The 21,697-nt window shown below is 69.3% G+C and carries 24 protein-coding genes; 12 read left to right on the forward strand and 12 right to left on the reverse strand.

What is annotated here, in order from left to right; genetic code table 11:
- Positions 1–25: 25 nt before the first annotated feature.
- Entirely contained in the window at positions 26–685 is a 660-nt protein-coding gene (locus tag ACFQ9K_RS24815) for a cyclodeaminase/cyclohydrolase family protein (protein ID WP_378721528.1), read from the reverse strand.
- Between the two features lie 131 nt (positions 686–816).
- Here ACFQ9K_RS24815 and ACFQ9K_RS24820 point away from each other — a divergent pair, with 131 nt between their 5' ends.
- Together ACFQ9K_RS24820 and ACFQ9K_RS24825 are read left to right on the forward strand one after the other, a co-directional pair.
- Positions 817–1,854 (forward strand): LLM class F420-dependent oxidoreductase, encoded by a 1,038-nt coding sequence (locus ACFQ9K_RS24820; protein ID WP_378721529.1) that lies wholly within the window; start codon positions 817–819, stop codon positions 1,852–1,854.
- A 114-nt stretch (positions 1,855–1,968) separates the two neighbouring features.
- The gene (locus ACFQ9K_RS24825; protein ID WP_378721530.1) at positions 1,969–2,454 is read left to right on the forward strand and encodes a hypothetical protein; all 486 of its coding nucleotides are present in this window, start codon (positions 1,969–1,971) and stop codon (positions 2,452–2,454) included.
- 14 nt (positions 2,455–2,468) lie between these two features.
- Here ACFQ9K_RS24825 and ACFQ9K_RS24830 read toward each other — a convergent pair whose 3' ends face one another.
- The 8 genes from ACFQ9K_RS24830 to mftR form a co-directional block, all read right to left on the reverse strand.
- Positions 2,469–2,807 carry an STAS domain-containing protein gene (locus tag ACFQ9K_RS24830; protein WP_378721540.1) on the reverse strand — a complete coding sequence of 113 codons (339 nt, stop codon included), beginning with the start codon at positions 2,805–2,807 and terminating at the stop codon, positions 2,469–2,471.
- Positions 2,808–2,978: 171 nt separating this feature from the next.
- On the reverse strand, positions 2,979–3,608 hold the full coding sequence (locus ACFQ9K_RS24835) for a flavin reductase family protein (protein ID WP_378721531.1): 630 nt from the start codon (positions 3,606–3,608) through the stop codon (positions 2,979–2,981).
- A gap of 183 nt (positions 3,609–3,791) precedes the next feature.
- Complete coding sequence (locus ACFQ9K_RS24840; protein WP_378721532.1) at positions 3,792–6,134, reverse strand: SpoIIE family protein phosphatase; 2,343 nt, start codon at positions 6,132–6,134, stop codon at positions 3,792–3,794.
- A 13-nt stretch (positions 6,135–6,147) separates the two neighbouring features.
- Complete coding sequence (locus ACFQ9K_RS24845; protein WP_378721534.1) at positions 6,148–6,783, reverse strand: SpoIIE family protein phosphatase; 636 nt, start codon at positions 6,781–6,783, stop codon at positions 6,148–6,150.
- Entirely contained in the window at positions 6,776–7,201 is a 426-nt protein-coding gene (locus ACFQ9K_RS24850) for an ATP-binding protein (RefSeq protein ID WP_150404521.1), read from the reverse strand. Before ACFQ9K_RS24850 ends, ACFQ9K_RS24845 begins: the two co-directional genes overlap by 8 nt.
- Complete coding sequence (locus ACFQ9K_RS24855; RefSeq protein ID WP_107660644.1) at positions 7,179–7,568, reverse strand: STAS domain-containing protein; 390 nt, start codon at positions 7,566–7,568, stop codon at positions 7,179–7,181. Before ACFQ9K_RS24855 ends, ACFQ9K_RS24850 begins: the two co-directional genes overlap by 23 nt.
- Before the next feature lie 14 nt (positions 7,569–7,582).
- A complete protein-coding gene (locus tag ACFQ9K_RS24860) occupies positions 7,583–8,488 on the reverse strand; it encodes an STAS domain-containing protein (RefSeq protein ID WP_040735778.1) in 906 nt (301 codons plus the stop codon).
- Between the two features lie 127 nt (positions 8,489–8,615).
- Complete coding sequence (gene mftR / locus ACFQ9K_RS24865; RefSeq protein ID WP_378721535.1) at positions 8,616–9,209, reverse strand: mycofactocin system transcriptional regulator; 594 nt, start codon at positions 9,207–9,209, stop codon at positions 8,616–8,618.
- 40 nt (positions 9,210–9,249) lie between these two features.
- Between mftR and mftE the strand changes: the two genes are divergently transcribed.
- Both mftE and mftD read left to right on the forward strand, forming a co-directional pair.
- Positions 9,250–10,005, forward strand: a complete 756-nt coding sequence (mftE, locus tag ACFQ9K_RS24870) for a mycofactocin biosynthesis peptidyl-dipeptidase MftE (protein ID WP_378721536.1) — start codon at positions 9,250–9,252, stop codon at positions 10,003–10,005.
- Positions 10,002–11,252, forward strand: coding sequence for a pre-mycofactocin synthase MftD (gene mftD, locus ACFQ9K_RS24875; RefSeq protein ID WP_378721537.1), 1,251 nt, complete (start codon positions 10,002–10,004; stop codon positions 11,250–11,252). The genes mftE and mftD overlap by 4 nt, the downstream gene beginning before the upstream one ends.
- A gap of 4 nt (positions 11,253–11,256) precedes the next feature.
- On the opposite strand, the gene ACFQ9K_RS24880 is transcribed toward mftD, so the two are convergent.
- A complete protein-coding gene (locus ACFQ9K_RS24880) occupies positions 11,257–11,727 on the reverse strand; it encodes a MarR family winged helix-turn-helix transcriptional regulator (RefSeq protein ID WP_378721538.1) in 471 nt (156 codons plus the stop codon).
- A gap of 258 nt (positions 11,728–11,985) precedes the next feature.
- Between ACFQ9K_RS24880 and ACFQ9K_RS24885 the strand changes: the two genes are divergently transcribed.
- Positions 11,986–13,662 carry a fumarate hydratase gene (locus ACFQ9K_RS24885; RefSeq protein ID WP_378721539.1) on the forward strand — a complete coding sequence of 559 codons (1,677 nt, stop codon included), beginning with the start codon at positions 11,986–11,988 and terminating at the stop codon, positions 13,660–13,662.
- Positions 13,663–13,696: 34 nt separating this feature from the next.
- On the opposite strand, the gene ACFQ9K_RS24890 is transcribed toward ACFQ9K_RS24885, so the two are convergent.
- Entirely contained in the window at positions 13,697–14,875 is a 1,179-nt protein-coding gene (locus ACFQ9K_RS24890) for an alkane 1-monooxygenase (RefSeq protein WP_378983667.1), read from the reverse strand.
- Between the two features lie 185 nt (positions 14,876–15,060).
- Between ACFQ9K_RS24890 and ACFQ9K_RS24895 the strand changes: the two genes are divergently transcribed.
- The 5 genes from ACFQ9K_RS24895 to ACFQ9K_RS24915 all read left to right on the forward strand — a co-directional run bounded on the left by ACFQ9K_RS24895 (position 15,061) and on the right by ACFQ9K_RS24915 (position 18,296).
- On the forward strand, positions 15,061–15,918 hold the full coding sequence (locus ACFQ9K_RS24895; protein WP_378725238.1) for a class I SAM-dependent methyltransferase: 858 nt from the start codon (positions 15,061–15,063) through the stop codon (positions 15,916–15,918).
- Positions 15,919–16,197: 279 nt separating this feature from the next.
- Complete coding sequence (locus ACFQ9K_RS24900; protein ID WP_378725236.1) at positions 16,198–16,665, forward strand: hypothetical protein; 468 nt, start codon at positions 16,198–16,200, stop codon at positions 16,663–16,665.
- A 464-nt stretch (positions 16,666–17,129) separates the two neighbouring features.
- Positions 17,130–17,390: a hypothetical protein gene (locus ACFQ9K_RS24905; RefSeq protein ID WP_378725234.1), complete on the forward strand. Its 261-nt coding sequence runs from the start codon at positions 17,130–17,132 to the stop codon at positions 17,388–17,390.
- Complete coding sequence (locus ACFQ9K_RS24910; RefSeq protein ID WP_378725232.1) at positions 17,387–17,710, forward strand: hypothetical protein; 324 nt, start codon at positions 17,387–17,389, stop codon at positions 17,708–17,710. Before ACFQ9K_RS24905 ends, ACFQ9K_RS24910 begins: the two co-directional genes overlap by 4 nt.
- Before the next feature lie 52 nt (positions 17,711–17,762).
- Positions 17,763–18,296 carry a M15 family metallopeptidase gene (locus ACFQ9K_RS24915; RefSeq protein WP_378725230.1) on the forward strand — a complete coding sequence of 178 codons (534 nt, stop codon included), beginning with the start codon at positions 17,763–17,765 and terminating at the stop codon, positions 18,294–18,296.
- Positions 18,297–18,303: 7 nt separating this feature from the next.
- Here the strand turns inward: ACFQ9K_RS24915 and ACFQ9K_RS24920 are convergent, their stop codons facing one another.
- Positions 18,304–19,176 carry an NAD(P)-dependent oxidoreductase gene (locus ACFQ9K_RS24920; RefSeq protein ID WP_378725228.1) on the reverse strand — a complete coding sequence of 291 codons (873 nt, stop codon included), beginning with the start codon at positions 19,174–19,176 and terminating at the stop codon, positions 18,304–18,306.
- Between the two features lie 94 nt (positions 19,177–19,270).
- On the opposite strand from ACFQ9K_RS24920, the gene ACFQ9K_RS24925 reads away from it, so the two are divergent.
- Together ACFQ9K_RS24925 and ACFQ9K_RS24930 are read left to right on the forward strand one after the other, a co-directional pair.
- The gene (locus tag ACFQ9K_RS24925; protein WP_378725226.1) at positions 19,271–19,921 is read left to right on the forward strand and encodes a TetR/AcrR family transcriptional regulator; all 651 of its coding nucleotides are present in this window, start codon (positions 19,271–19,273) and stop codon (positions 19,919–19,921) included.
- A gap of 53 nt (positions 19,922–19,974) precedes the next feature.
- Positions 19,975–21,579 (forward strand): FAD-dependent oxidoreductase, encoded by a 1,605-nt coding sequence (locus ACFQ9K_RS24930; protein WP_378725224.1) that lies wholly within the window; start codon positions 19,975–19,977, stop codon positions 21,577–21,579.
- Positions 21,580–21,697 lie beyond the last annotated feature (118 nt).

Here is a 21,697-nt window from a genome sequence, read left to right on the forward strand (position 1 = left end):
CGGCCGTGCGCTACGGAAACCGGGGCTAGCCGCGCACCGCGTGCACCACGTCGGCATGCAGGCTGTCGGCCCGCGCGACGAGCTCCTCGATGCGCAGCAAAACCGGGGCGAATTGGTCGCCCGCCGCGGCGGGCAGCGACGCGACATTGATCTCGATATTGAGCTGCGAGCTGCCTGCCGCGGCCCGGCAGGCGTCGGCGGCGGCGCCGATATCGGTGACCACGTTCGGGTTGCCGATCGGGAACAGCTCGGTGGCCAGCGAGAGCACCTCGTCGGCCTCGTCCACCACCGCGGCGGGCACCCGCGCGGCCTCGACCAGCGCGGCGTTGATCGTGGCGGTGCGCTCGGCGATCTGCTCCGGCGTGTCCTTCGGCAGCTTGTAGGCGGCGCCGACCGCGGTGAACGCGGCGGCATCGGCGTCGGCCAGGGCCAGCGAGCGGGCGCGGGCGGCGTCGGCGGCCTCGATGATCCGGTCGACCACCGGCCGGTTGTCGGCGTCCTTGGCCCGGGTCGTGTAGCGCGCCACCATCGCGACGAGCGCGGCGGCCTGCGCGGCATGCAGCGCGGCCACGGCTCCGCCGCCCGGCGCGGGGATCTTGGCGGCCAGATCGTCCAGGTACCGCGCGAGCGTCGCCTCGCCGAACGAGGAGGCGGTTTCCTGGGACGAGGTGCTCGGCTGCGACACGGGTCAGTGGCCTTTCATGGTGCGGCGGCGGTGGGGAGTGCGCGGTCAACGCTACCGGTTTGACCGTCGGCGTCGCCTGCCGGACCGGTCCGGTGCGGCGGCGGCCCGTAGTCGCCATTATGTTGAGTGCTATGCGGATCGGATTGGGCATCAACTACTCGGGCGGTTTCAAAGAGGCGGCGGCGGAGGTCGCCGATCTGGAACAGGCCGGCCTGGACATCGTGTTCGTTCCCGAGGCGTACTCGTACGACGCGGTGAGCGCGCTCGGCTACCTCGCGGCCAAGACCACGCGGCTGCAGCTGGCCTCGGGCATCCTGCAGATCTACACCCGCACCCCGAGCCTGACCGCGATGACCGCGGCCGGCCTCGACTTCGTCTCCGACGGCCGCTACATCCTCGGCCTCGGCGCGTCGGGTCCGCAGGTGATCGAGGGCTTCCACGGCGTGCCCTACGACGCGCCCATCGGACGCACCAGGGAACTGGTGGAGATCTGCCGCAAGGTGTGGCGGCGGGAGAAGCTCGAATACCAGGGCAAGTACTACCAGATCCCGCTGCCCGCTGGGCAGGGCACCGGGCTGGGAAAGCCGCTCAAGCTGATCAATCACCCGGTGCGCGAACGCATTCCGGTGCTGCTCGCCGCGATCGGCCCGAAGAACGTCGAGCTGACCGCCGAGATCGCCGAGGGCTGGCAGCCGATCTTCTTCCTGCCCGAACAGGCGAACAAGATCTGGGGCGAGTCGCTCGAGGCCGGTTTCGCCAAGCGGGATCCGCAGCTCGGCCCGCTCGAGGTGTACGCGAGCCCGGCGCTGGCCATCGGCGATGACGTCGAGCCGCTGCTGGAATTCGTGAAGCCGCACCTCGCGCTCTACATCGGCGGCATGGGCGCCAAGGGCAAGAACTTCTATCACGCGCTGGCCACCAAGTACGGCTTCGGCGCGGAGGCCGACCGCATCCAGGAGCTGTATCTGGCGGGCAAGAAGGAGGAGGCGGCCAAGGTCGTCCCCGACGCCCTGGTCCGGGACGTCTCGCTGGTCGGCCCCGCGAGCTACGTCAAGGAGCGGGTCGCCGCCTTCGCCGAAGCCGGCGTCACCGTGCTGAACGTGCTCCCGATGGCCGCCACCCCGGCCGCCCGGGTCAAGCTGATCGAGCAGCTGCGCGAACTCTGCTGATTCGCCGAAGCGGCCGGCGGGCAAGCATTGTCGGCTTGCTCGCCGCGCCGTAGGCTGCCGTGGTCGGGTCCGCGGTGCGGTGCCGATCAGTGATTCGGCTTGCGGGCGAGGACGATGTTGGACATACCGGAGATGCCACCTGGCTTGGTCGCGTTCATCGCGTCGGGGCGGTTGCCCGCGCCGCTGGCGGAGCGTTTCGACCCGGCGCTGACCCATTCGACCGCCCCGAAGTGGGGTGATGTGGCGCTGATGGTGGATCTGTATCTGGACAACCCGGATCTGGATCCGGACCTGCGCGGCCCACTCGCGCTGCTGGGTGCGTACGCCTACCTCGAGACGTGTGAATTCATGCTCGATCAGCTCGTTCGTCGCGCGCGGATCGTGTTGCGCCTGGTGGACGTCGCCCGTCGGCACGGTGTCGCCGACGCCGACGCGGAGGAGCTGTCCGACGCGGCGTGGCGCATCTATGAGCTGGGTGCCGAGCTCGACGATCAGCGGGCTGCGGACGACTCCGCGGCGGCCGGGGGCGGGCCGGCGAACCGGACGCCCCCCGGGCCGCAGCGCCTGGCCCCACTTCGAGACGACCTCGATCTGGGCTGAGCGCCGCGGTCGGATCAGCGGTCGCGGAAGCCCGCGAGGGCCGCCTCCAGGGTGGAGTGCACGGCGAAGACCTGGTCGAGATTGGTCATTCTCAGTTGGCGGCTGGTGGCCGGGCCGTCGGCGACGACGGCGATCGCGGTCGAGTCACCCGCACGCTGGTGGGTAGCGACGAGTACGGCCATGCCCGCCGAGGCGAGGAAGCTGACCGCGCTCAGGTCGATGATCAGGGCCGCGGGCTTGCCGTTCAGGATCGCCTCGATCGAGCTCTCCAGGGCCGGCGCCGTCGCCAGGTCGACCTCGCCTGCCACCGTGAGGACGGTCGCGCCGTCCTGGGCGGCGACGGTGGTGGTCATCGTGTCCGCGAGGGGATACGCGTCTCCGGAAGTGTTCGTCACAACTCCACCACACACAAGTAGCGGCGAATTCGCAACCCAGGCGCGTTCATAGGTGTGACATTACCGTAGGACGCGAGTCGAAGTTGCCGTTGCGGCGCTTCAGAATCGGAGCGTTACCGGCGGATCTGCTCAACGGCTGGTCGCGGCGCTCGGTATCTGCCACGCGGTGGCCAGCCGAGACGGACGCAACTGGGTGCCGTCGCCGAAATACTCGCAGAACTTCATGATCAGCGGATCCCAGCCGGCCGGATCCACGTGCGCGGTGCCCGGGATGATCAGCTCGTCGGCCACGTGCGCGCGCAGCACCCGCACGGTGTGCGCGATGGCGCCGGTGTCGACGCCGAACGGTGCGGCGGACAACAGCTCGCATTCGAGCTGAATCGGGCACTCGGCGACCCGCGGCGCCGCGACGAGGTCCGCGGGGAGCCGGGTGAGCCCGGCGGCGGCGAACTTGTCCGGCTCGTACCGGTACCCCTTGTCGATCTTGTGCGGGCTCATGACGGGCGAACCGGTCAGCAGCGCCAGCCGATCCACCGCCGCCGCCAGGCTCGACGACGGCAGGTTCAGCACACACTCGCGCTCCCGCGCCATATTTCGCGAGGTCTGCGATCCCGTGTTCATCCCGAGCATGCACTGATCGTCGAGCCACCACGCCGACGACATGGGCGCGAGATTCGCTGTCCCGTCCGGGTTCCGGGTGCCGATCAACACCACCGGCGTGCCGAAATACAGAACCTTCAGATCAACGACTCGATGCATGCCGACCACGATGCCGTGCCCGGACCGGCCGGTGCTGGCGGTAAAACGACGCGGCGTTGGCCGGAGCCGGTGCGTGGGTCGCCAAGCGCCGCTACGGAATTCGGTGAGCCGATCGAGCGGCGTCGCCAGCCGGATCCCGGCGAGCGCGAGTCGTCCGCTCGCGCTAGGGATTCGGCGGAATGGTCAGCCGGTGATGCGGCGGGTGGTGCCGCGCAACGGGTTTGCTACCGGGAAGGTGATGGCGGGGAGGGTGACGGACATCCGGACGCGGGTGCCGGGGCCGGTGTGGTCGATGTCGAGTTCCTCGGTGAGGGCGCGCATCATGTCGATGCCGCGGCCGCGGTAGCCGGGATCGGCCGAGCGGGGTTTCCAGCTGCCGGCGTCCTCGACGGTGATCACCACCGTCTCGGTGTTGCAGGTCGCGGTCAGCTCGACCCGGTTGACGTCGCCGGACGGGTCGCGCAGCGACCGGGCGACGCGGCCCATCGAACGGTCGGTGCTCTCCGGGCGCCCGGTCGGCACGGCGCCGTTGCGGTAGGCGTGCTCGATGCTGTTGCTGCACGCCTCGTTGGTGGCGGCGACCAGATCGGAGGCGAGATCGTGCGGCACCGCGGCGGCGGCCAGCCAGGCCTTGAGCGTACGGCGCAGGGCCGCAAGCTCATCCGCGTGCGCGGGCACCTCCAGGCGCAGCGGCGCGGGAGGCTGACGGTACACCACCATGGCGACGTCGTCGTCGTAACCCGCGGCCGGCCGCAGGCGCGAGAGCACCGCGTCGGCCACCTCGCGGGGCAGCTTGGCGGAGGTCCCGGAGAGCACGTCGGCGATCTTGGCGAAGCTGTCGTCGATGTCCACGCCGCGCTGTTCGACGAGCCCGTCGGTGAACAGCACCAGGGTCGAGCCCGGCGTCAGCGCGGTGGTCGCCTCCGGGCGGCGCGGCGTCTCGAAGGTCGCCAGCGGGAACGACCGCCCACCCTCCAGCAGGCGACCGGTCGAGTCGACATCGGCCAGGATCGGCGGCATGTGCCCCGCGCTGCTGTAGCGCACCAGCCCGCGCACCGGATCGAGCACCGCGGCGCACACGGTCGTGCACATCGCGCCGGGAATCCGTGCCGCGACGGTGTCCAATTCGGCGAGCAACTGCGCCGGACCGGCCCCGCGCAGCAGCAAAGCCTGTGCGGCCGTACGCAATTGACCCATCACCACGGCCGCGGACAGGCCACGGCCGACGCAGTCGCCGACCACGACGCCGATGGTGCCGTCGCGCAACGGGACCACGTCGTACCAGTCGCCGCCGATCTCCAGCGGCGGCAGCGCCGGCTCGTAGTGCACCGAGAACCGCGGCGGCAGTTCGATCGGGCCGAGCATGGCGCGTTGCAGGGTCAGCGAGGTCGAGCGGGCCTGATCGAAGTTGCGCGCCCGCTGCACCGCGAGGCTCAGGTGCCCGATCAGCAGGGAGAACAGGGTCCAGTCGGCCGCGCTGATCGCGCGCGGCGCGGCGAAGCGCAACCACAGTGCGGCGTCACCGGTTTCGCCGAGCGGCGCGACGATCCCCTCGGAGCTGTCGGCCCCCTCCGGGATCGCGAACAGGCTGCGGCCGGGTCTGCGCCTGGCCCGATCGAGCATCGCCCGTGCGCGCGCGTCCAATTCGGCGTTCTCCGGGCCGTCGGCGCCCTCGGCGCCGGAGACGTACACCTCCGGCTCGACGTGCCTGCTCGGCCAGACCGACACCACGGCCGTCTGCGCGCCGACCGTGCGCCGCAGTTCGTCGAGTCCGACCGCGAGCACCTCGACCACGCTGGTCGCCGCGCCCACCGCGGTGGCCAGCCGGGACGCGGCCTGATCGCGGGCCTGCGCGTCGTGCTCGGCGGTGACGTCGCGAATGGTGCCGACGAAGATGCGTTCGTTGTTCTCCGGCTTGATCAGCGCGCTGGTGCTCACCGCCAGCCACAGCGAGCGCCCGTCGCGGTGCCGGATCGGAATGACGAAGCGCAGTGCCTCCGTGCCGAGATCGGGATAGCGCGGCCCCTCCGGCATGGACCACGGATGCGGTAGCGGGTAGGGCACGTCCGCGGCGCCGTAACCGGTCAACGCGCCGAACGCGGAGTTGACCTCGATGATCGCGCCCTGCGAGTCGGCGACGAAGAAGCCGTCCTGCAGCGACTCCACCAGCGCGGTGCGGAAGGCGTCGCGGCCGGCCAGATCGTCCGCGCGGGTGCGCTGTTGCTCGTAGCGCCCGACCCCGTCGAGGTAGCCGCGGGTAGCGATGTCCAGGGCGGCCAGGGTTTGCAGCAGGAACTCCAGTGCCGACTCGGCCAGCCGGGAATCCCGTTCGCCGAGGCCGGCGTCGTGCTCGGCGGCCTGCACCACCCGGAAGTGGTTCTCGTTGAGATCGAGCAGGCTGATGCCCTCGACCAGCGCCTGCCTGCCGAGCTCGTACCCTTCGGCCAGGGTCGCCTGCGTCGGTGAATCCAGGTGCCGCCGTAGCGCTTTCGCGTACTCGTCGAGGAACTCGGCCAATGCCGTCATAGCGCCCGGCCCCTCATGACGCGAGGCCCTGCGCCGAGCCGCGGTGGCGGGCGGCGAGCACCAGTGCGTCGTCGGTGTCCTTGGCGTGCTTGCCGAGGATGTCGGCGGTGATGTCCGCGGTCGACTTGGACAGGTCGATCGCGTCGGCGGACTCGGTGACGATGCCGTCGGTGGACATCAGCAGCAGGTCGCCGGGGCGCACGTGAATGGTCTGCGGTTGCAGGTTCTGCGGTAGTCGATAGCCGACGATCCCCGCGGTGAGCAGGATGGTCGCGCGGACGGCCAGGCCGGCGGGACTCACGGTGAGCACACGGGATTCGACATTGCCCACGCCGAGCCAGCGCACCGTGTCGCTCGGATCGAACAGCGCGAGCGAGACCGCGGCGCCGCGGGTATCGGCCATGGCCCGATGACAGAGCACCATCAGGACGTCCAAGGGTTCGGCGCGGTTCTCCGAGAGCACTTGCGCGGCCCGGTCGGCGGCGTCGGCCGCGGGCGCACCGTGGCCGAGCCCGTCCAGGACGGCGAAAAGGACGGTGCCGCCACCGGTGTCGAGGATGAGGCCGCGGTCACCGGAGACGCGCTGGCCGGGGAGTGCGCGACCGGCCACCGCCCACTCGATTCGGCCGATGAACCCGTCTTCATGCACCGTTGGGTACCCACTTCCACATCTCCACCAACGTGCCCTTGCCAGGCGCGGAATCGACGAGCAGCCGATCCATCAGCCTGCGCGCGCCGGGGAGACCGAGTCCAAGTCCGCGCCCGGTCGAATAGCCGTCCTCGAGCGCGCGGGGGATGTCGATGATGCCGGGCCCCTGGTCCTCGGCCTGCACCACCAGCGCCTGTCTGCCCTCGCGGTCGTCGACCATCAGGCGGATCTCGCCGCTGCCCGCGTAACTGGTGATGTTGCGGGCGATTTCGGAGATCGCCGTGGAGATCATGGTGCGGTCTGTCAGTGTGAATCCGAGCTTCGCTGCCAGTTCGCGGCCTGCCTGACGTGCGATCACGATGTCGCCCGACACTCTGACCGCAATCACCAGGTTCTCAGCGGCCACTGTCACGACCATCCCGCTGGCGTGGGGAGGCGGTCTTCTTGTTCAGCCAGGCCAGACCCTCTTCGAGATCGAGGGCGGTGTGCATGTCCTCGAACGTCAGCCCCAATTGCACCATCGCGAACGCGACTTCCGGCTGCAGCCCGACGATCACCGTTTCGGCGCCGCGCAGCTGCGTCATGTGCGCGATGGTACGCAACGATCTCGCCGCGAAGGAATCCATGATGTCGATCGCGGTGACATCGACGATGATGCCGTGTGCCCGGTATTTGCTGACCTGTTTCATCAGGTCGTCCTGCAGGCGTTCGGTATCCGCGTCGGTCAACGCTGATTGAACCGACGCGATGAGATAGGTGCCCTGTTTGAGAATCGGTACCGGCATCTGCCCGCCCTGATCTAGCGGCCGTCGCGTTCGGTAACCCGTTCGGCGACTCGGGAAACCTCGTAACCCAGCAGACGTTCGGCCTCCTCGATACCGCCCTGGAGGTCACCGACCGCGTTCATCTTGGACAGGTCCAGGCCGATGGTGACCAGGGTCAGCGCGATCTCCGAGGACAGACCGGTGATGATCACGTTCGCACCCATCAGGCCGGACGCGTCGACGGTCTGCACCAGGTGGTTGGCCACGGTCGAGTCGATCTGCGGCACACCCGTGATGTCGATGACGACGACCTTGGCCCGGTTGGCCCGGATCGCGCGCAGCAGCTGTTCGGTGAGCTGGCGAGCGCGCTGGCTGTCCAGCACACCGATGATGGGGAGGATGAGCAACTGTTCACGCACCTGGAGAACCGGGGTGGACAGCTCGCGGATCGCCTCCTGCTGCTGGCGGATGACGCGCTCGCGCTCCTGGACGAAGGAGACGCCCACGGTGTTGGCGATGCGGTTGGCCGCCGGTTCGTACGCGTCGAGTACCGCGTTCAATAACTGGAAGTCGGCCTGGTACTTCTCGAACAGCGAGCGGGCCAGCACGTCGCGCAGCAGCAGCACGATGCCGAGCACCTCGTCGGTTTCGACGCCCCGCGGAATGATGCGCTCGGACAGATCGCGGGCGTAGGCCTGCAGCGCCTCGACGCTACCGGTCTCGAGCACCTCGACGTAGTTGTCGTAGACGGAGGTCGCCTCGGAGAAGATCTCCTCCGGGGTCATCGCGGTCAGGAGCTGAGCGTCGGTGATGCGGCGAGCCCACTCCTCACGCAGCGCGGTGCGGTTCTGGCGCAGATGCTCGACCAGCTGCGGAAGCAGGTTGTCGACCGGTCCCGCGGTCAGCGAATCCGCCGAAAGGCTCATGGACACCTCGGACATGGAAACTCCTGCCCCTTTCGACGGTTTGAGTCGGGATCATCGTGCGTCTCGGCCGTGAGGCCGACACCGAGCCTAGTCATACCCCAGCTGGGTTGCGGATGAAACCTGCCGGTTGTTCGCCTGCGATTCATGGCTCGGGGGCGAATCCGCGTTCCAGTCCGCGAAGCGCCTCCTCCAGATAGACGGTGAGATCGGCGTCGGCGCGGGCCAGCCAGGCGTCGAACGCGGCGCGGGCCGCGGCCAGGGTGGTGCGTCCGACGGCCAGCGGGATCACGGCGTTGTCCGGCTCGCCGAGCCGCCGGGCGGCGAAGTCGCTGACCGCGCGTTCCCAGGCGTCGTAGTGCGCGCCCGCGGTGGCGGCCAGCGCCGGGATGGTGGCGACCAGTTGCATGCGGGTGCGTAGCTCGGGCACGTCCTCGGCCCGATATCGATTGGCGTTCACCACGACTCGGCGCACCGCGGTCATCATCGGAACATCGTCGGGCACTTCGGCGAAGGCGGTGCGCAGAGCGGCGACTTCGTCATCGAACTGGTACCAGAGCACCTCCGCCTTGGTGGGGAAGTAGCGGAAGAACGTGCGGCCGCTGATCCCGGCGGCGGCGGCGATCTGCTCGACGGTGGTGTCCTCGAAGCCCTGCTCGGTGAACAGTCGCATGGCGATCAGTTCGAGTTCGCGTTTGCTGGTCCCGCGCGGGCGGCCGCGGGTGGTCCTGGCTGGCACGGCTATTGATTATGTCAGTGACTGACGATAATCTCCGGATATGTTCGAAGGTGTCGCAGACCACAGCGGTGGGCCGGGCGATCCGGCCCGCGCGGTGGCCGATCTCACCTGGCCGGAGGCCGGGGAGCGGGCGGCCGCGGACGCGATTCTCGCGGTGGCGATCGGCGCGACCGAACAGCACGGACCGCACCTGCCGCTGTCCACCGATACCGACATCGCCACGGCCCTGTGCGCGCGGCTGGCCGCGGCCCGGCCGGATGTGCTTGTCGCACCGGCCATCCCGTACGGCGCCAGCGGTGAGCACGCGGGCTTCCCCGGCACCCTGTCCATCGGGCAGGCCGCGCTGGAACTGCTGGTGGTCGAGCTGTGCCGCTCGGCGACCGACACCTTCGGCCGCATCCTGTTGGTCAACTGGCACGGCGGCAACCTCGAACCGCTGCGGCGCGCGGAAACGCTGCTGCGCGGCGAATCCCGCGACGTGCGCGTGTATCTGCCGCGCTACCAGGGCGATCTGCACGCAGGCCGCGCCGAAACCGCGGTGCAACTTGCGCTCACCCCGGACCGGGTGCGGCTCGACCGCGCCGAACCCGGCGATGTCCGGCCGCTCGCCGAGCTCATGCCGTTGCTGCGCGGCGCGGGGGTGCGCTCGGTCAGCGCCAACGGCGTGCTCGGCGATCCCACCGGCGCCGGCGCCGAGGAGGGCGCCGCGCTGCTCGACCACTTGACCATCGACCTGCTCGACCGAACCCGGCTGTGGTGGCCGGTAGCCGCTCCCGAAAGGACCCTCCGACCATGAATCCGTGGTTCGAAACCGTTGCCGAAGCGCAGCGGCGTGCGAAGAAGAGACTGCCGAAGTCGGTGTACGGCGCGCTGATCGCCGGCTCCGAGCGGGGCCAGACGATCGAGGACAACCAGCAGGCGTTCACCGAACTCGGTTTCGCCCCGCACGTCGCCGGCGCCATCGGCACCCGCGACCAGTCGACCACCGTTCTCGGGCAGCACCTTTCGATGCCGGTCATGATCTCGCCGACCGGAGTGCAGGCCGTGCACCCGGATGGTGAAGTGGCCGTGGCCCGTGCGGCCGCCGCGCGCGGAATCGCGATGGGGCTCAGTTCGTTCGCCAGCAAGCCGATCGAAGAGGTCATCGCGGCCAATCCGGCGACCTTCTTCCAGATGTACTGGTGCGGTAGCAAAGACGAGATCCTGCAGCGGATGACGCGGGCGAAGGCGGCCGGCGCGGTGGGGCTGATCCTGACCCTGGACTGGTCGTTCTCGCACGGCCGGGACTGGGGGAGCCCGGTCATCCCGGAGAAGCTCGACCTGCGCACCATGCTGAAGTTCGCGCCGCAGACCCTGGCCAGGCCACGCTGGCTGGCCACCTATGCGAAGTCCGGGCACATCCCGGATCTCACCGCGCCGAACATGGCCATCGGCGACGGCCCGGCACCCGGGTTCTTCGGCGCCTACGGCGAATGGATGGGCACGCCGCCGCCGGATTGGGCGGACGTGCAATGGATTTGCGACCAGTGGGACGGCCCGGTGCTGCTCAAGGGCGTCATCCGGGTGGACGACGCGCTGCGTGCGGTCGATGCCGGCGTCGCCGCGATCTCGGTGTCCAACCACGGCGGAAACAACCTGGACGGGACGCCGGCGGCCATCCGGGCGCTGCCCGCGGTGGCCGACGCGGTGGGGTCGCAGATCGAGGTGGTGCTCGACGGTGGCATCCGGCGCGGTAGCGACGTGGTCAAGGCGGTCGCGCTCGGTGCGCGCGCGGTGATGATCGGGCGCGGGTATCTGTGGGGACTGGCCGCGAACGGGCAGGCGGGCGTGGAGAACGTCCTCGACATCCTGCGCGGGGGAATCGATTCGGCGCTGCTGGGCCTGCGCAAGACCAGCGTCGCCGAACTGGATCGCGGCGATCTCGTGGTGCCCGCTGGGTTCGAGCGCGCGCTCGGCCTGCCCGCCGGCCATCTCGAAACACGCGGTGGGGCAGGCGAATCGACGGCCGAATCGCACCGGGAGGCGGCGAGCGCCTCCGCCTGAGCGGTCAGTTCTCGCTCGGCGTTTGTCGATGATGCGCGAGCAAGGTGTCGTAGATATCGGCGAGCGCGGCCAGTTGCTGCCGGTCGAGGATGTCGATCATGTGCTTGCGCACGCTGACCACGTGCGCGGGCGCGGCACCGGTCAGTACCTCGGCGCCGCGCGGGGTCAGCCGGGCCGCGGTGCGGCGCGCGTCGTCGGGGATCGGTTCGCGGACAACGAGTCCGCGCTTCTCCATCCGGGTGATCTGATGCGAAAGCCTGCTCTGCGACCACTCGAGCTGCGCGGCGAGCTCGGCGAAGGTACAGCGGTGCTCCGGGGTCTTGCTCAGGAAGGCCAGCACCGAGTATTCGACATAGGTGAGATTCGATTCGCGCGTCGAGTCTCGCCCGACCGCCGCGGCGATGAGGTCGCGGGTGCGCACGAAGCCCACCCAGGCGCGCATTTCGACGTCATCGAGCCAATGGGGATCGGTCACGATAGCGCTCCAAACTCTGGCGTTCATACATTGTCGCGCGTCGTTGTGTGTCGCGCGACGGTTGTCGCGGCGCTGGGACGCTTGGACGTCCTAACGCTTTTGTGTGGAACGACAGGTAGCACCCCCGGGGTTGAACGTGCAACCTTTTGTGTCAACTGCTAGAGATAAGCCTTGCCTAACCAGTGTGTGACGTAGCCGGGTGGATACGCTCGCTGTGCCTGTGACCAGCCCTGCCCCCGCCCGAAGGAGTGCGTTCCCGTGGCCGCCCCGGACTTTCGCTATTCAGACCTGCTGCCGATCGGCGCGGACGACACCTCGTATCGGTTGCTCACCACCGAGGGCGTGCACACCTTCGAGGCCGGCGGGCGCACCTTCCTGCGGGTCGAGCCAGAGGCGCTGCGCCTGCTGACCGCGGAGGCGATGCACGACATCAGCCACTACCTGCGGCCCACCCACCTGGCGCAGCTGCGCAAGATCATCGACGACCCGGAGTCCAGCGGCAACGACCGCTTCGTCGCGCTGGATCTGCTCAAGAACGTGAACATCTCCGCGGGCGGCATCCTGCCGATGTGCCAGGACACCGGCACCGCGATCGTCATGGGCAAGAAGTCCGAGGGCGTGCTGACCGGCGTGGACGACGCCGAATGGATCAGCCGCGGCGTCTACGACGCCTACACCAAGCTGAACCTGCGCTATTCCCAGCTCGCCCCGATCACCATGTGGGACGAGAAGAACACCGGGTCCAACCTGCCCGCGCAGATCGAGTTGTATTCCACGCCGGGCGATCTCGCGCATCCGGCGTACAAGTTCCTGTTCATGGCCAAGGGCGGCGGTTCGGCGAACAAGTCGTTCCTGTACCAGGAGACCAAGGCCGTGCTGAACCCCACGCGCATGCTGGAGTTCCTGGACGAGAAGATCCGCTCGCTCGGCACCGCGGCCTGCCCGCCCTATCACCTCGCCGTGGTGATCGGCGGCACCAGCGCCGAATTCGCCTTGAAGACGGCCAAATACGCGTCCGCGCACTACCTGGACAACCTGCCCACCGAGGGATCGCTCGCCGCGCACGGATTCCGGGATCTGGAGCTGGAGGAGGAGGTCTTCAAGCTCACCCAATCCTTCGGCATCGGCGCGCAATTCGGCGGTAAGTACTTCTGCCACGACGTGCGCGTGGTGCGGCTGCCCCGGCACGGCGCCAGCTGCCCGGTGGCCATCGCGGTGTCCTGCTCGGCCGACCGGCAGGCGCTGGCCAAGATCACGGCCGAGGGCGTGTTCCTGGAGCAGCTCGAGCGCGAACCCGCGCACTATCTGCCGGAGCAGACCGATTCGATCCTCGGCGGCGACGTGGTGCGGATCGACCTGAACCGGCCGATGTCGGAGATTCGCGCGGAGTTGTCGAAATACCCGGTGAAGACCCGGCTTTCGCTGACCGGACCGCTGGTCGTCGCCCGCGACATCGCGCACGCCAAGATCAAGGAGCGGCTCGACGCCGGCGAACCGATGCCGCAGTACCTGCGCGACATGGCCGTCTACTACGCGGGCCCGGCCAAGACGCCCGAGGGGTACGCCTCCGGCTCGTTCGGCCCGACCACCGCGGGCCGGATGGACTCCTATGTCGACCAGTTCCAGGCGGCCGGCGGCTCGCACGTCATGCTGGCCAAGGGCAACCGCTCCGCCCAGGTGACCAAGGCGTGCCACGAGCACGGCGGCTTCTACCTCGGCTCGATCGGCGGCCCCGCCGCCCGCCTTGCCCTCGACTGCATCAAGTCCGTCGAGGTCCTCGAATACCCCGAACTCGGCATGGAGGCCGTGTGGAAGATCGAGGTCGAGGACTTCCCCGCGTTCATCGTCGTGGACGACAAGGGCAACGACTTCTTCGCCGAAACGCAGAAGCCGATCGCGCTGCGCGTGCGTACCCGCTCGGCGGAACGGGTCTGACGTACCCGGCTGATCGTCGCGTGCGGCGCGACGATCAGCCGGTTGCCCGTCGGTATGCCAGGGTGGCGCGCAGCCGGCCCTGCTTGGCCGGTTGGACGTTGGCCAGGGTGCGGTCGCCGTCGTAGTGGGCGAGCACGCGGTGGTCCATCACGATGCGCCACAGCGGGGGGATGGCCGCGAGCACGACCATCGTCGCGTAACCCGCAGGCAGTTGCGGCGCCTGGGCGGAGCTGCGCAGGGTTTGGTACCGGCGTCCAGGATTGGCGTGGTGGTCGCTGTGCCGCTGCAGGTGGAACAGGAAGATGTTGGTGACCAGGCGGTCGCTGTTCCAGCTGTCGCGCGGCGAGCAGCGGGCGTAGCGGCCGTTGCTGCGGCGGGCGCGCAGCAGGCCGTAGTGCTCGACGTAGTTCACCGTCTCCAGCAGCGCGATGCCGATCACGGCCTGCAGCGCGAGCCAAGGCAGGATGTGCCAGCCGAACAGCGCGACCAGGGTGCCGAACAGCACCGCGGTCATCGCCCACGCCTGCAGGATGTGGTTGTCGATGTCCCACCAGCCGCGCTCCTTGCGCGCGAGCCGCTCGCGTTCGAGCCGGATGGCCGAGCGGAAACCGCCGCTCACACTGCGCGGCAGGAACTCCCACAGCGATTCGCCGAGCCGGGCGCTGGCCGGATCCTCCGGCGTCGCGACCCGCACGTGATGGCCGCGGTTGTGTTCGACGAAGAAGTGGCCGTAACCCGATTGGGCGAGGGCGATTTTCGCCAGCCAGCGTTCCAGGTGCTCGACCCGGTGCCCGAGTTCGTGCGCGGCGTTGATGCCGATGCCGCTGACGAAGCCGAGCGTGGCGGCCAAGCCGAGCTTGTCCACGACGGTGAGTTCGTCCCCGGCCCAGAGGTAGCTCGCGATGCCGAGCCCGAACAGCTGGATCGGCAGGAAAAGATAGGTGCACCAGCGGTAGTAGCGGTCCCCGGAGAGCAACTCGTAATCCTCTTCGCGCGGGTTGGCGCCGTCCTCGCCGACCACCCAGTCCAGCACCGGGATGACGATCAGCACGATGATCGGGCCGATCCACCAGAACACCGGCGCGCCGGTGTGCAGCACGAGCTGCGAGGGGAGCAGTGCACACATAGGCGCGATCAGGCCGAGCATCCACAGCGGGCGCTTGCGGTCCTGGCCTCGGGGCTGACGACGGTTGATCTGCTTGCTTCTTTCCATGAGATTCCGGCGCCGGGCAACCGTAATCTGTTGTGACTGCTGAATTATCCACTGTGTGTTTGTTGGTTGTGATAGCTGAGTCGCGCACACCGTGGATCTCGTTACCGGTGTGGAGCGAAAGCGTTCCGAATTGTGCCAGGTCGCTCCGCTCAGCTGGGCGAACGGGTCGTGCCAGACTGGGCCGCATGGCTGGAGGGCAAGCATCGATCTCGAATGTGTCGGACACCGCTCGCTGGGTGGCCGCGTACCGGGCGCGCGAGACCGCGCGCCCCGACGCGCTGTTCCAGGATCCGCTGGCCGATCGGCTGGCCGGCGAACACGGGCACACGATCGTCGACCGGGCGCCGCGCATCATGCGCAACGGCTGGTCCGTGGTCACTCGGACCGCACTCATCGACGACCTGATCGCCAAGTCGATCGCCGAGGGCTGCGACCGCGTGCTGAACCTGGCGGCCGGGCTGGACACCCGCCCGTACCGGCTCGCGCTGCCCGCCGGTTTCGTCTGGGTCGAGGCGGATCTGCCCGAGCTGCTGGCGGAGAAGGAGCGGGCGCTGGCAGGGGAGACCCCGCGCGGCGTATTGATCCGGCGCGCAGTCGATCTCGCCGACCCCTCGGCGCGGGACGCGTTCCTGGACGAGGCGCTCGGCCCGCTCGGACCGGCCGGTGTCCCCGCCACCAAGGCGCTGGTGCTCACCGAGGGCCTGCTGTTCTACCTCGACGAGGCGACCGTCTCCGGCCTGGCCCGCGCGCTGACCAGGCCGGAAATCGCCTGGTGGATGGCCGATCTCGCGTTCCGGATGGATCGCATGCGGACCAGTGCGATGTTCGAGAACGCGCCGATGAAGTTCGATCCGGCCGACGGCCTCGCCTTCTTCGGCAAGCTCGGCTGGCAGCCGGTCGACAGCGCGAACCTGCTCGTGCACGCGCGCAGACTGCGCCGAGCCCCCTGGTATCTGCGACCGTTCAGCTACCTCCCGCAGCCCGACCCGGGCAAGCCCCCGCGCAACCCGTGGTCGGCCGTGGTTCGCTTCCGGCCGGAATAGGTCGCCGGACCGGATCGCCGTCGCCGGTCGGGGTTGCTGTCTCTCGGCCGGAAGGCCCGCCGCGCCGGGCCCCGAGGCACCCGATTTCGCGGCCGCTGGGCGGCGAGTATGGGGCCTGAGCTGGACGTTCGATTTTCGTGGAGGCTTTTGTGCGGACACCCGAATGTCACCCCGATCGCCGGGGTGATGCCGCGGGTTCGCGAGGCACCCTTAGCGATGTACATCGTTGATTCCAAGGGTGCCGTTCATCGCAGATGCCATTGAAGGTCGAGGAGGGCAATGAGTACGTCCAGGGTTATCACGTCAACGCTGCGTCTCTCGCAATCCGCCAGCCGCCGGCTGGCCGCACGTGCCGCGCGCGAGGGGACAACATCTACCGCATTGCTCGACCGCCTCATCCGGGAGGGCGTCGATCAGCTCGATCATCCCGGCATCGTGTTCCGCGGGCCGATGAATGACCGGCGCGCCGCGCTGGTCGCGGGTCCGGACGTGTGGGAAGTCGTTGCCCGCCTACAAGAATTGGACGGCCCGGTCGAGCGCCGCATCGAGGTGCTCAGCGCGAAATCCAGCCTGCACTCCACCAAGATCAAGATCGCCATCGACTACGCGCGCGACCACGGCAGCGAGATCATCGAGCGGATCGGGCGCAATCGTGCAGCGGCCGAGGCGATTCGCCGTCCGGCGCCGATGCGCGCCTCGGTCGCCGAGCGCGACTACCTCACCCTGGTCACTCCGCTGCGCGAGTGATACCGCCGAATTGTCCGGTGCCGTAGCCGAATTGTCCGTTGTAGTGGCTGTTCACATCGATGGGGAGCAAATGTGGACACTTTCGCCGCCTGTGCACAAACCGCTCGGCCCGCGGACGAACACCCTCCCTGCAGCCCGGGGTGCCGTCCGCGGCCGGATCGGGGGATCTGGGCGCGACCGGTACGGTCGTGAAACTGTGGAAACCACCGCAATTTTCGCGAATCGGACTGGTAGCAGACCGTCGAATATGTGATCCACAGCACTGGGATAGATTGTGGATAACTCCCGTTCCTTGTGGATGAAGCATTTGCCACGCAAGGGGTTTCGGGTAAGCATGGGCCATGCCTATCGACTATGACTCCTCGTCAACCCATCCACGGCGCCGGGTGTCGGCACCGAATGTGACTGATGTGTGGCAACCAACGCCGACGGCTCATGGTATGGCCGGTGGTATGGTGAAGCGTATGGCGACACGGAAGATCACACTCACGGTCGATGAGGCGGTGCTCGCGGATTTGCAGCAGGGCGCCGCCGCCGCCGGGATGCAGCTGTCGCCCTATTTCGCCCGCTGCGCACACAGTTGGATGCTGTACCAAGACGCCATCCGCTCTGCGGCCCGCGACCGCACCCTCGGCATGCACGACCTCGAAGTGGCAGAGGCGGAGCTGGCCGGGCTACACGCGGCGGACGCCGACGCCGAGACGCGTCGTGGCCCGCGCGCATGAGGCGGGGTGAGGTCTACGAGTTCGAGCGTGACCGCCCTTCCCGCGAGAACGATCCGCGCACGCCGTACCGGGTGATCGTTTCGGCGGACTACCGCCTGCCCGACGAGCGTGTCCGGGTGCTGACCGCGCCGGTCGAATGCCTGGACCCGCAGTCGATGGTCGCGGTCGAGCTCGGCTGCGCCGACCCGGTGGCGGGGTGGGTCAGGGCCGACCTGATCACCAGCACCTATCGGCCGTGGTTGTCCGGGCCGCTCGGCGAGCTGAGTGCCGAGACCATGGAGAGCCTGTCCTCGAAGCTTCGAATCGAGCTCGATCTCTGAGTGTCGGCGGCGACTTCGGTGGTCGCCGACCTCGGCCGTTACCATCGCCGACATGGTGTTGCGGAGTGGTGTGCGGAATCGAATGGCGCTCGGGCTACCGGTGGCGGTGCTGCCCGCGCTGGTCGCGACGGGTTTGATGGCGCCGCAGGCGGCGGCCGCCGAGCAGGGTGTGGTGATCGATCAGCGGGAGGCGCTGGGGTCGGCGGCCGGGACCGAGGGGTTGGAGCCGGGGCTCGCGGTGGCGTACACGCTGGCCGAGACCGAGGCGCACGCGCAGGGCGTGCCGCTGTCGATCACCTCCGGGTATCGCACGCCCGGCGAACAGCAGCAGCTGTGGGACAACGGACTGGCCACCTACGGCAGCCCGGATGTGGCGCGCCGGTGGGTGCTGCCGCCCGAGGAATCCACCCACGTGTCGGGCAAGGCGGTCGACGTCGGCCCGCGCGAAGGGGCGCAGTGGCTGGAGGCCAACGGAACCCGCTGGGGCCTGTGCCGGATGTACGACAACGAGTGGTGGCACTTCGAGCTGAACACCACGCCCGGCGGGGTCTGCCCGCCGATGCGCCCGGACGCCAGCAGCCGCTAGCGAGACCTCATTCCCGGAGCAGGTCGATGATCTTGGTCTCGTTGAGTTCGCCGTAACCGCCGTCGACGAGCCGGCGGAAGACGTCGTGCGCGGCATGGCCCAGCGCGGCCGGTCCGTGCACGTCATCGGACAACTCGACGCCGATGCGGGTGTCCTTCAGGCGCAGCGTGCCGGTGAAGGCGATATCTCGGTCGTGCACGCCGTCGAGCATCAAGCGGCCGACGCGCGCCACGTTGGGGCTCCCGGAGATGCTGCCGGCGAGGGTGTCGACAACGGTCGCCAGGTCGAGTCCGGCCAGCTCCGCGACCCGCAGCGCCTCCGCCGTCGCCGCGATCTGGATGGAACCGAACAGGTTCTGCACCAGCTTGTACGCGGTGCCCGCGCCGACCGCGCCGAAGTGAATGATGTTGGTGCACAGCGGTTCCAGGAGCGGCCGGGCGGCGTCGAGATCGGCGGGCTCGGCGCCGACGAAGAGGGTCAACCTGCCTGCCGCCGCCGCCGACGGCAACCCGGTGACGGGGGAGTCGAGGAATCGAAGTCCCTGCGCGCCGGCCTGTTCGGCCAGCCGCAACACCCACGGCCGGGAGATCGTCGAGCATTCCACCGCGAACGCGCCCGGCGCGAGGTCCGCGGCCAGCGCGCCGTCCGCACCGAGCCACACCGCTCGTGATGCCTCGTCATCGGCCACCATCGAAATGACCGCGTCGGCCCCGTCCGCCGCCGCCCGCGGCGTCGCCGCGCCCACCGCCCCGGCCGAAATCAGTTCCGCCGCTTTGCCGGCCGACCGATTGAACACGGCCACCTCGTGCCCGGCGGCCAGCAGGCGCGCCGCCATCCCCGACCCCATCCGACCCACCCCGAGAAAGCCGATTTTCGCCATCCCGGCACCCTACCGAGCGCCGGCCGGCCGTTCGTGATCGTGGAACCGGGCTCGGGTCGCCGGCGCCTGGGCCGCCGGCTGTCAGACTGCGAAGATGAACGAATCGGTGCGGCGCCGCGGACGCCCGGCCAGGCTCTCGCAGGACGCGATCCTTCTGGTCGCGCAGGAAATCGTCGAGTCCGCCGGGATCGACGCGCTGACCATGCGGGCCGTCGCGGAGCGCCTGTCCAGCTCGCCGATGGCGATCTACCGGCACGTCCGGGACAAGGACGAGCTGCTGCTGTTGCTGCTCGACCGCGCCGCGGCCGCGCTCGAACGCCCGGAACTGCCCGCGGAGCCGCGACAGCGGTTGCGGTTGCTCTGGCGATTCCTGCACGACGAACTCGCCGCGCGTCCGTGGCTGGTCGGCGTGCTCGCCAGCGGTGACCTGGCCGGCCGATCGATTCTGTGGTTGCTCGAGGAGATCTTGCAGGCGTTCATGGCCGCCGGGCTCACCGTGGTTCAGGCGGGTGCCGCGTATCGAACCGTGTGGCAGTACACGGTCGGCGTGCTGACCATTCGCATCGCCACCGAGCGCACCACCGCGGCGCTGGATCGCCCGCGCTTCCAGTCCGAGATGATCGCCGCCGCCGACCCGGCGCGGACCCCGGCCGTCGCCGCGCTCGGGGATGCGTGGCCGCACGCCTTCGACACCTACGACTTCGGGCTGAACGCGCTGCTAGAGGGCTTGATTTCGCACTCTTGACAAGCTCCTCGCCTATTTTGTGTACTTATACGCAAATAGGCGAGGAGAGAGTCATGATCGAAGCGGACGTGGTGGTGATCGGCTCCGGCGCGGCCGGTTTGGCGGCGGCGCTGGCCGCGGCCGACGGAGGCGCCGAGGTGGTGGTGCTGGAGGCGTCGGCGCGCTGGGGTGGATCCACCGCGGTGTCCGGCGGACAGGTGTGGGCCCCGGCCAACCATCGGATGATCGAGGCGGGCTTCGCCGACTCGGCCGAGGAGGCGCTGACCTACTGCCGGACCGCGGCGCCCGGACGCGACGACACCCTGGTGGAGACGTTCGTGCGGACCGTGCCCGAGGTGGTGCGTTTCCTCGAGGAGCACTCGCCGATCCGGTTCACTCCGGTGCCGTCTTATCCGGACACCTTCGTCGAGCTGCCCGGCGGCAAGACCGCCCGGCACGTCGAGGTGGCGCCGCAGGACCTCGGTGATCTCGGCGAGCTGTCCGAACTGGTGTGGCCCGTACCGTTTTTCGCGCCGGTGCTGACCAATCAGGAGGCGATGGAAACCCACCTGTTCGCCGGCGGGCCGCCGCCGATGGAGCTGATCGCACAGCGCCTGTCCGCCGGGGTGGTGACGCTGGGCGCCGGCCTCATCGTCGGCCTGCTGCACGGCTGCCGGAAGGCGGGTGTTCACCTCATCCGGGACTGTCGAGCGACCGAGCTGGTCCGCGACGGCGGCGGGCGGGTCACCGGGGTGCGCACCGGCGACCCGCTGCGTTCCGTGCGCGCGGACCGCGGCGTCGTGCTCGCCTCCGGCGGTTTCGAACACGACCCGGTCCTGCGTGCGCAGCTGCTGTCCGGGCCGCTCACCCATCCGGTGACGCCGCCGGTCCAGCACGGCGACGGCCTGCGGATGGCCGGACGCGTCGGCGCGGCCCTGGCCTACACCGGCGAGTACTGGTCCTGGCCCGCCTATCAGGCGCCCGGCCGGGCCTGGCCGGATCCGGCAGGCACGGCGCAGCCGCAACTCGCCATCACGGAACGTTCGGTGCCGCATGTGTTGTGGGTGAACCAGGCCGGTCGCCGTTTCGTCAACGAGTCCAGCCACAACTGTGCGGCCGCCTTCGCCGAACTCGATCCCAACACCCATCGCCCGCGCAACCTGCCCGCCTGGGCGATCGGCGACGCGCGCTTCCGGGCCAAGTATTCGGTTGCGGGCATCCCCGCGGGCACGCCCGCCCCGGACTGGCTGATCACCGCCGACAGCGTCGCCGAGCTCGCCGGGGTCCTCGCTATCGACCCGAAAGCACTGGAGCACACCGTCACTCGGTTCAACACGATGGCCGAGGCCGGCCGCGACGACGACTTCCAGCGCGGCCGCACCCGCTACGAGCACGCCTTCGGCGACCCGTCCGCCGCGCACCCCAATCTCGGACCGGTCAGCGAGCCACCGTTTTTCGCCATTCCCGTCTACCCGAGCGCGGTCGGCACCAAGGGCGGCCCGCGTACCGACCACCGCGCCCGCGTCCTCGGCTGGTCCGGCGCGCCCGTCCCCGGCCTCTACGCCGCGGGCAACGCGGCCGCCGCCGTCTTCGGCCCCGGCACCTTCGCCGGCGGCCTGACCGTCGCCTCCGCCCTGACTTGGGGCTGGATCGCCGGCCGCGACCTGACCGCCCACTGACGCTGAGGTCCGCACGCTCACCCGAGGTCCGCACCTCAACTTGGGTCGCGTCTCCACTTGGGGGCCGCACTCCAACTCGGGATCTGCACTCGCTCTAGAACCCTGTTCTCGGTGCGTT

Source organism: Nocardia sp. NPDC056564 (genome assembly GCF_042793755.1).
In the GTDB taxonomy this organism is placed as follows: domain Bacteria; phylum Actinomycetota; class Actinomycetes; order Mycobacteriales; family Mycobacteriaceae; genus Nocardia.

Coding starts and splice junctions, on each gene's coding strand:
- ACFQ9K_RS24820 (WP_378721529.1), top strand. CDS start 817: ATGCGGATCGGATTGGGCATCAACTACTCGGGCGGTTTCAAAGAGGCG.
- ACFQ9K_RS24825 (WP_378721530.1), top strand. CDS start 1,969: ATGTTGGACATACCGGAGATGCCACCTGGCTTGGTCGCGTTCATCGCG.
- ACFQ9K_RS24830 (WP_378721540.1), bottom strand. CDS start 2,807: ATGACCACCACCGTCGCCGCCCAGGACGGCGCGACCGTCCTCACGGTG.
- ACFQ9K_RS24835 (WP_378721531.1), bottom strand. CDS start 3,608: ATGCATCGAGTCGTTGATCTGAAGGTTCTGTATTTCGGCACGCCGGTG.
- ACFQ9K_RS24840 (WP_378721532.1), bottom strand. CDS start 6,134: ATGACGGCATTGGCCGAGTTCCTCGACGAGTACGCGAAAGCGCTACGG.
- ACFQ9K_RS24850 (WP_150404521.1), bottom strand. CDS start 7,201: ATGGTCGTGACAGTGGCCGCTGAGAACCTGGTGATTGCGGTCAGAGTG.
- ACFQ9K_RS24855 (WP_107660644.1), bottom strand. CDS start 7,568: ATGCCGGTACCGATTCTCAAACAGGGCACCTATCTCATCGCGTCGGTT.
- ACFQ9K_RS24860 (WP_040735778.1), bottom strand. CDS start 8,488: ATGTCCGAGGTGTCCATGAGCCTTTCGGCGGATTCGCTGACCGCGGGA.
- mftE (WP_378721536.1), top strand. CDS start 9,250: ATGTTCGAAGGTGTCGCAGACCACAGCGGTGGGCCGGGCGATCCGGCC.
- mftD (WP_378721537.1), top strand. CDS start 10,002: ATGAATCCGTGGTTCGAAACCGTTGCCGAAGCGCAGCGGCGTGCGAAG.
- ACFQ9K_RS24890 (WP_378983667.1), bottom strand. CDS start 14,875: ATGGAAAGAAGCAAGCAGATCAACCGTCGTCAGCCCCGAGGCCAGGAC.
- ACFQ9K_RS24895 (WP_378725238.1), top strand. CDS start 15,061: ATGGCTGGAGGGCAAGCATCGATCTCGAATGTGTCGGACACCGCTCGC.
- ACFQ9K_RS24900 (WP_378725236.1), top strand. CDS start 16,198: ATGAGTACGTCCAGGGTTATCACGTCAACGCTGCGTCTCTCGCAATCC.
- ACFQ9K_RS24905 (WP_378725234.1), top strand. CDS start 17,130: ATGGCGACACGGAAGATCACACTCACGGTCGATGAGGCGGTGCTCGCG.
- ACFQ9K_RS24910 (WP_378725232.1), top strand. CDS start 17,387: ATGAGGCGGGGTGAGGTCTACGAGTTCGAGCGTGACCGCCCTTCCCGC.
- ACFQ9K_RS24915 (WP_378725230.1), top strand. CDS start 17,763: ATGGTGTTGCGGAGTGGTGTGCGGAATCGAATGGCGCTCGGGCTACCG.
- ACFQ9K_RS24920 (WP_378725228.1), bottom strand. CDS start 19,176: ATGGCGAAAATCGGCTTTCTCGGGGTGGGTCGGATGGGGTCGGGGATG.
- ACFQ9K_RS24925 (WP_378725226.1), top strand. CDS start 19,271: ATGAACGAATCGGTGCGGCGCCGCGGACGCCCGGCCAGGCTCTCGCAG.
- ACFQ9K_RS24930 (WP_378725224.1), top strand. CDS start 19,975: ATGATCGAAGCGGACGTGGTGGTGATCGGCTCCGGCGCGGCCGGTTTG.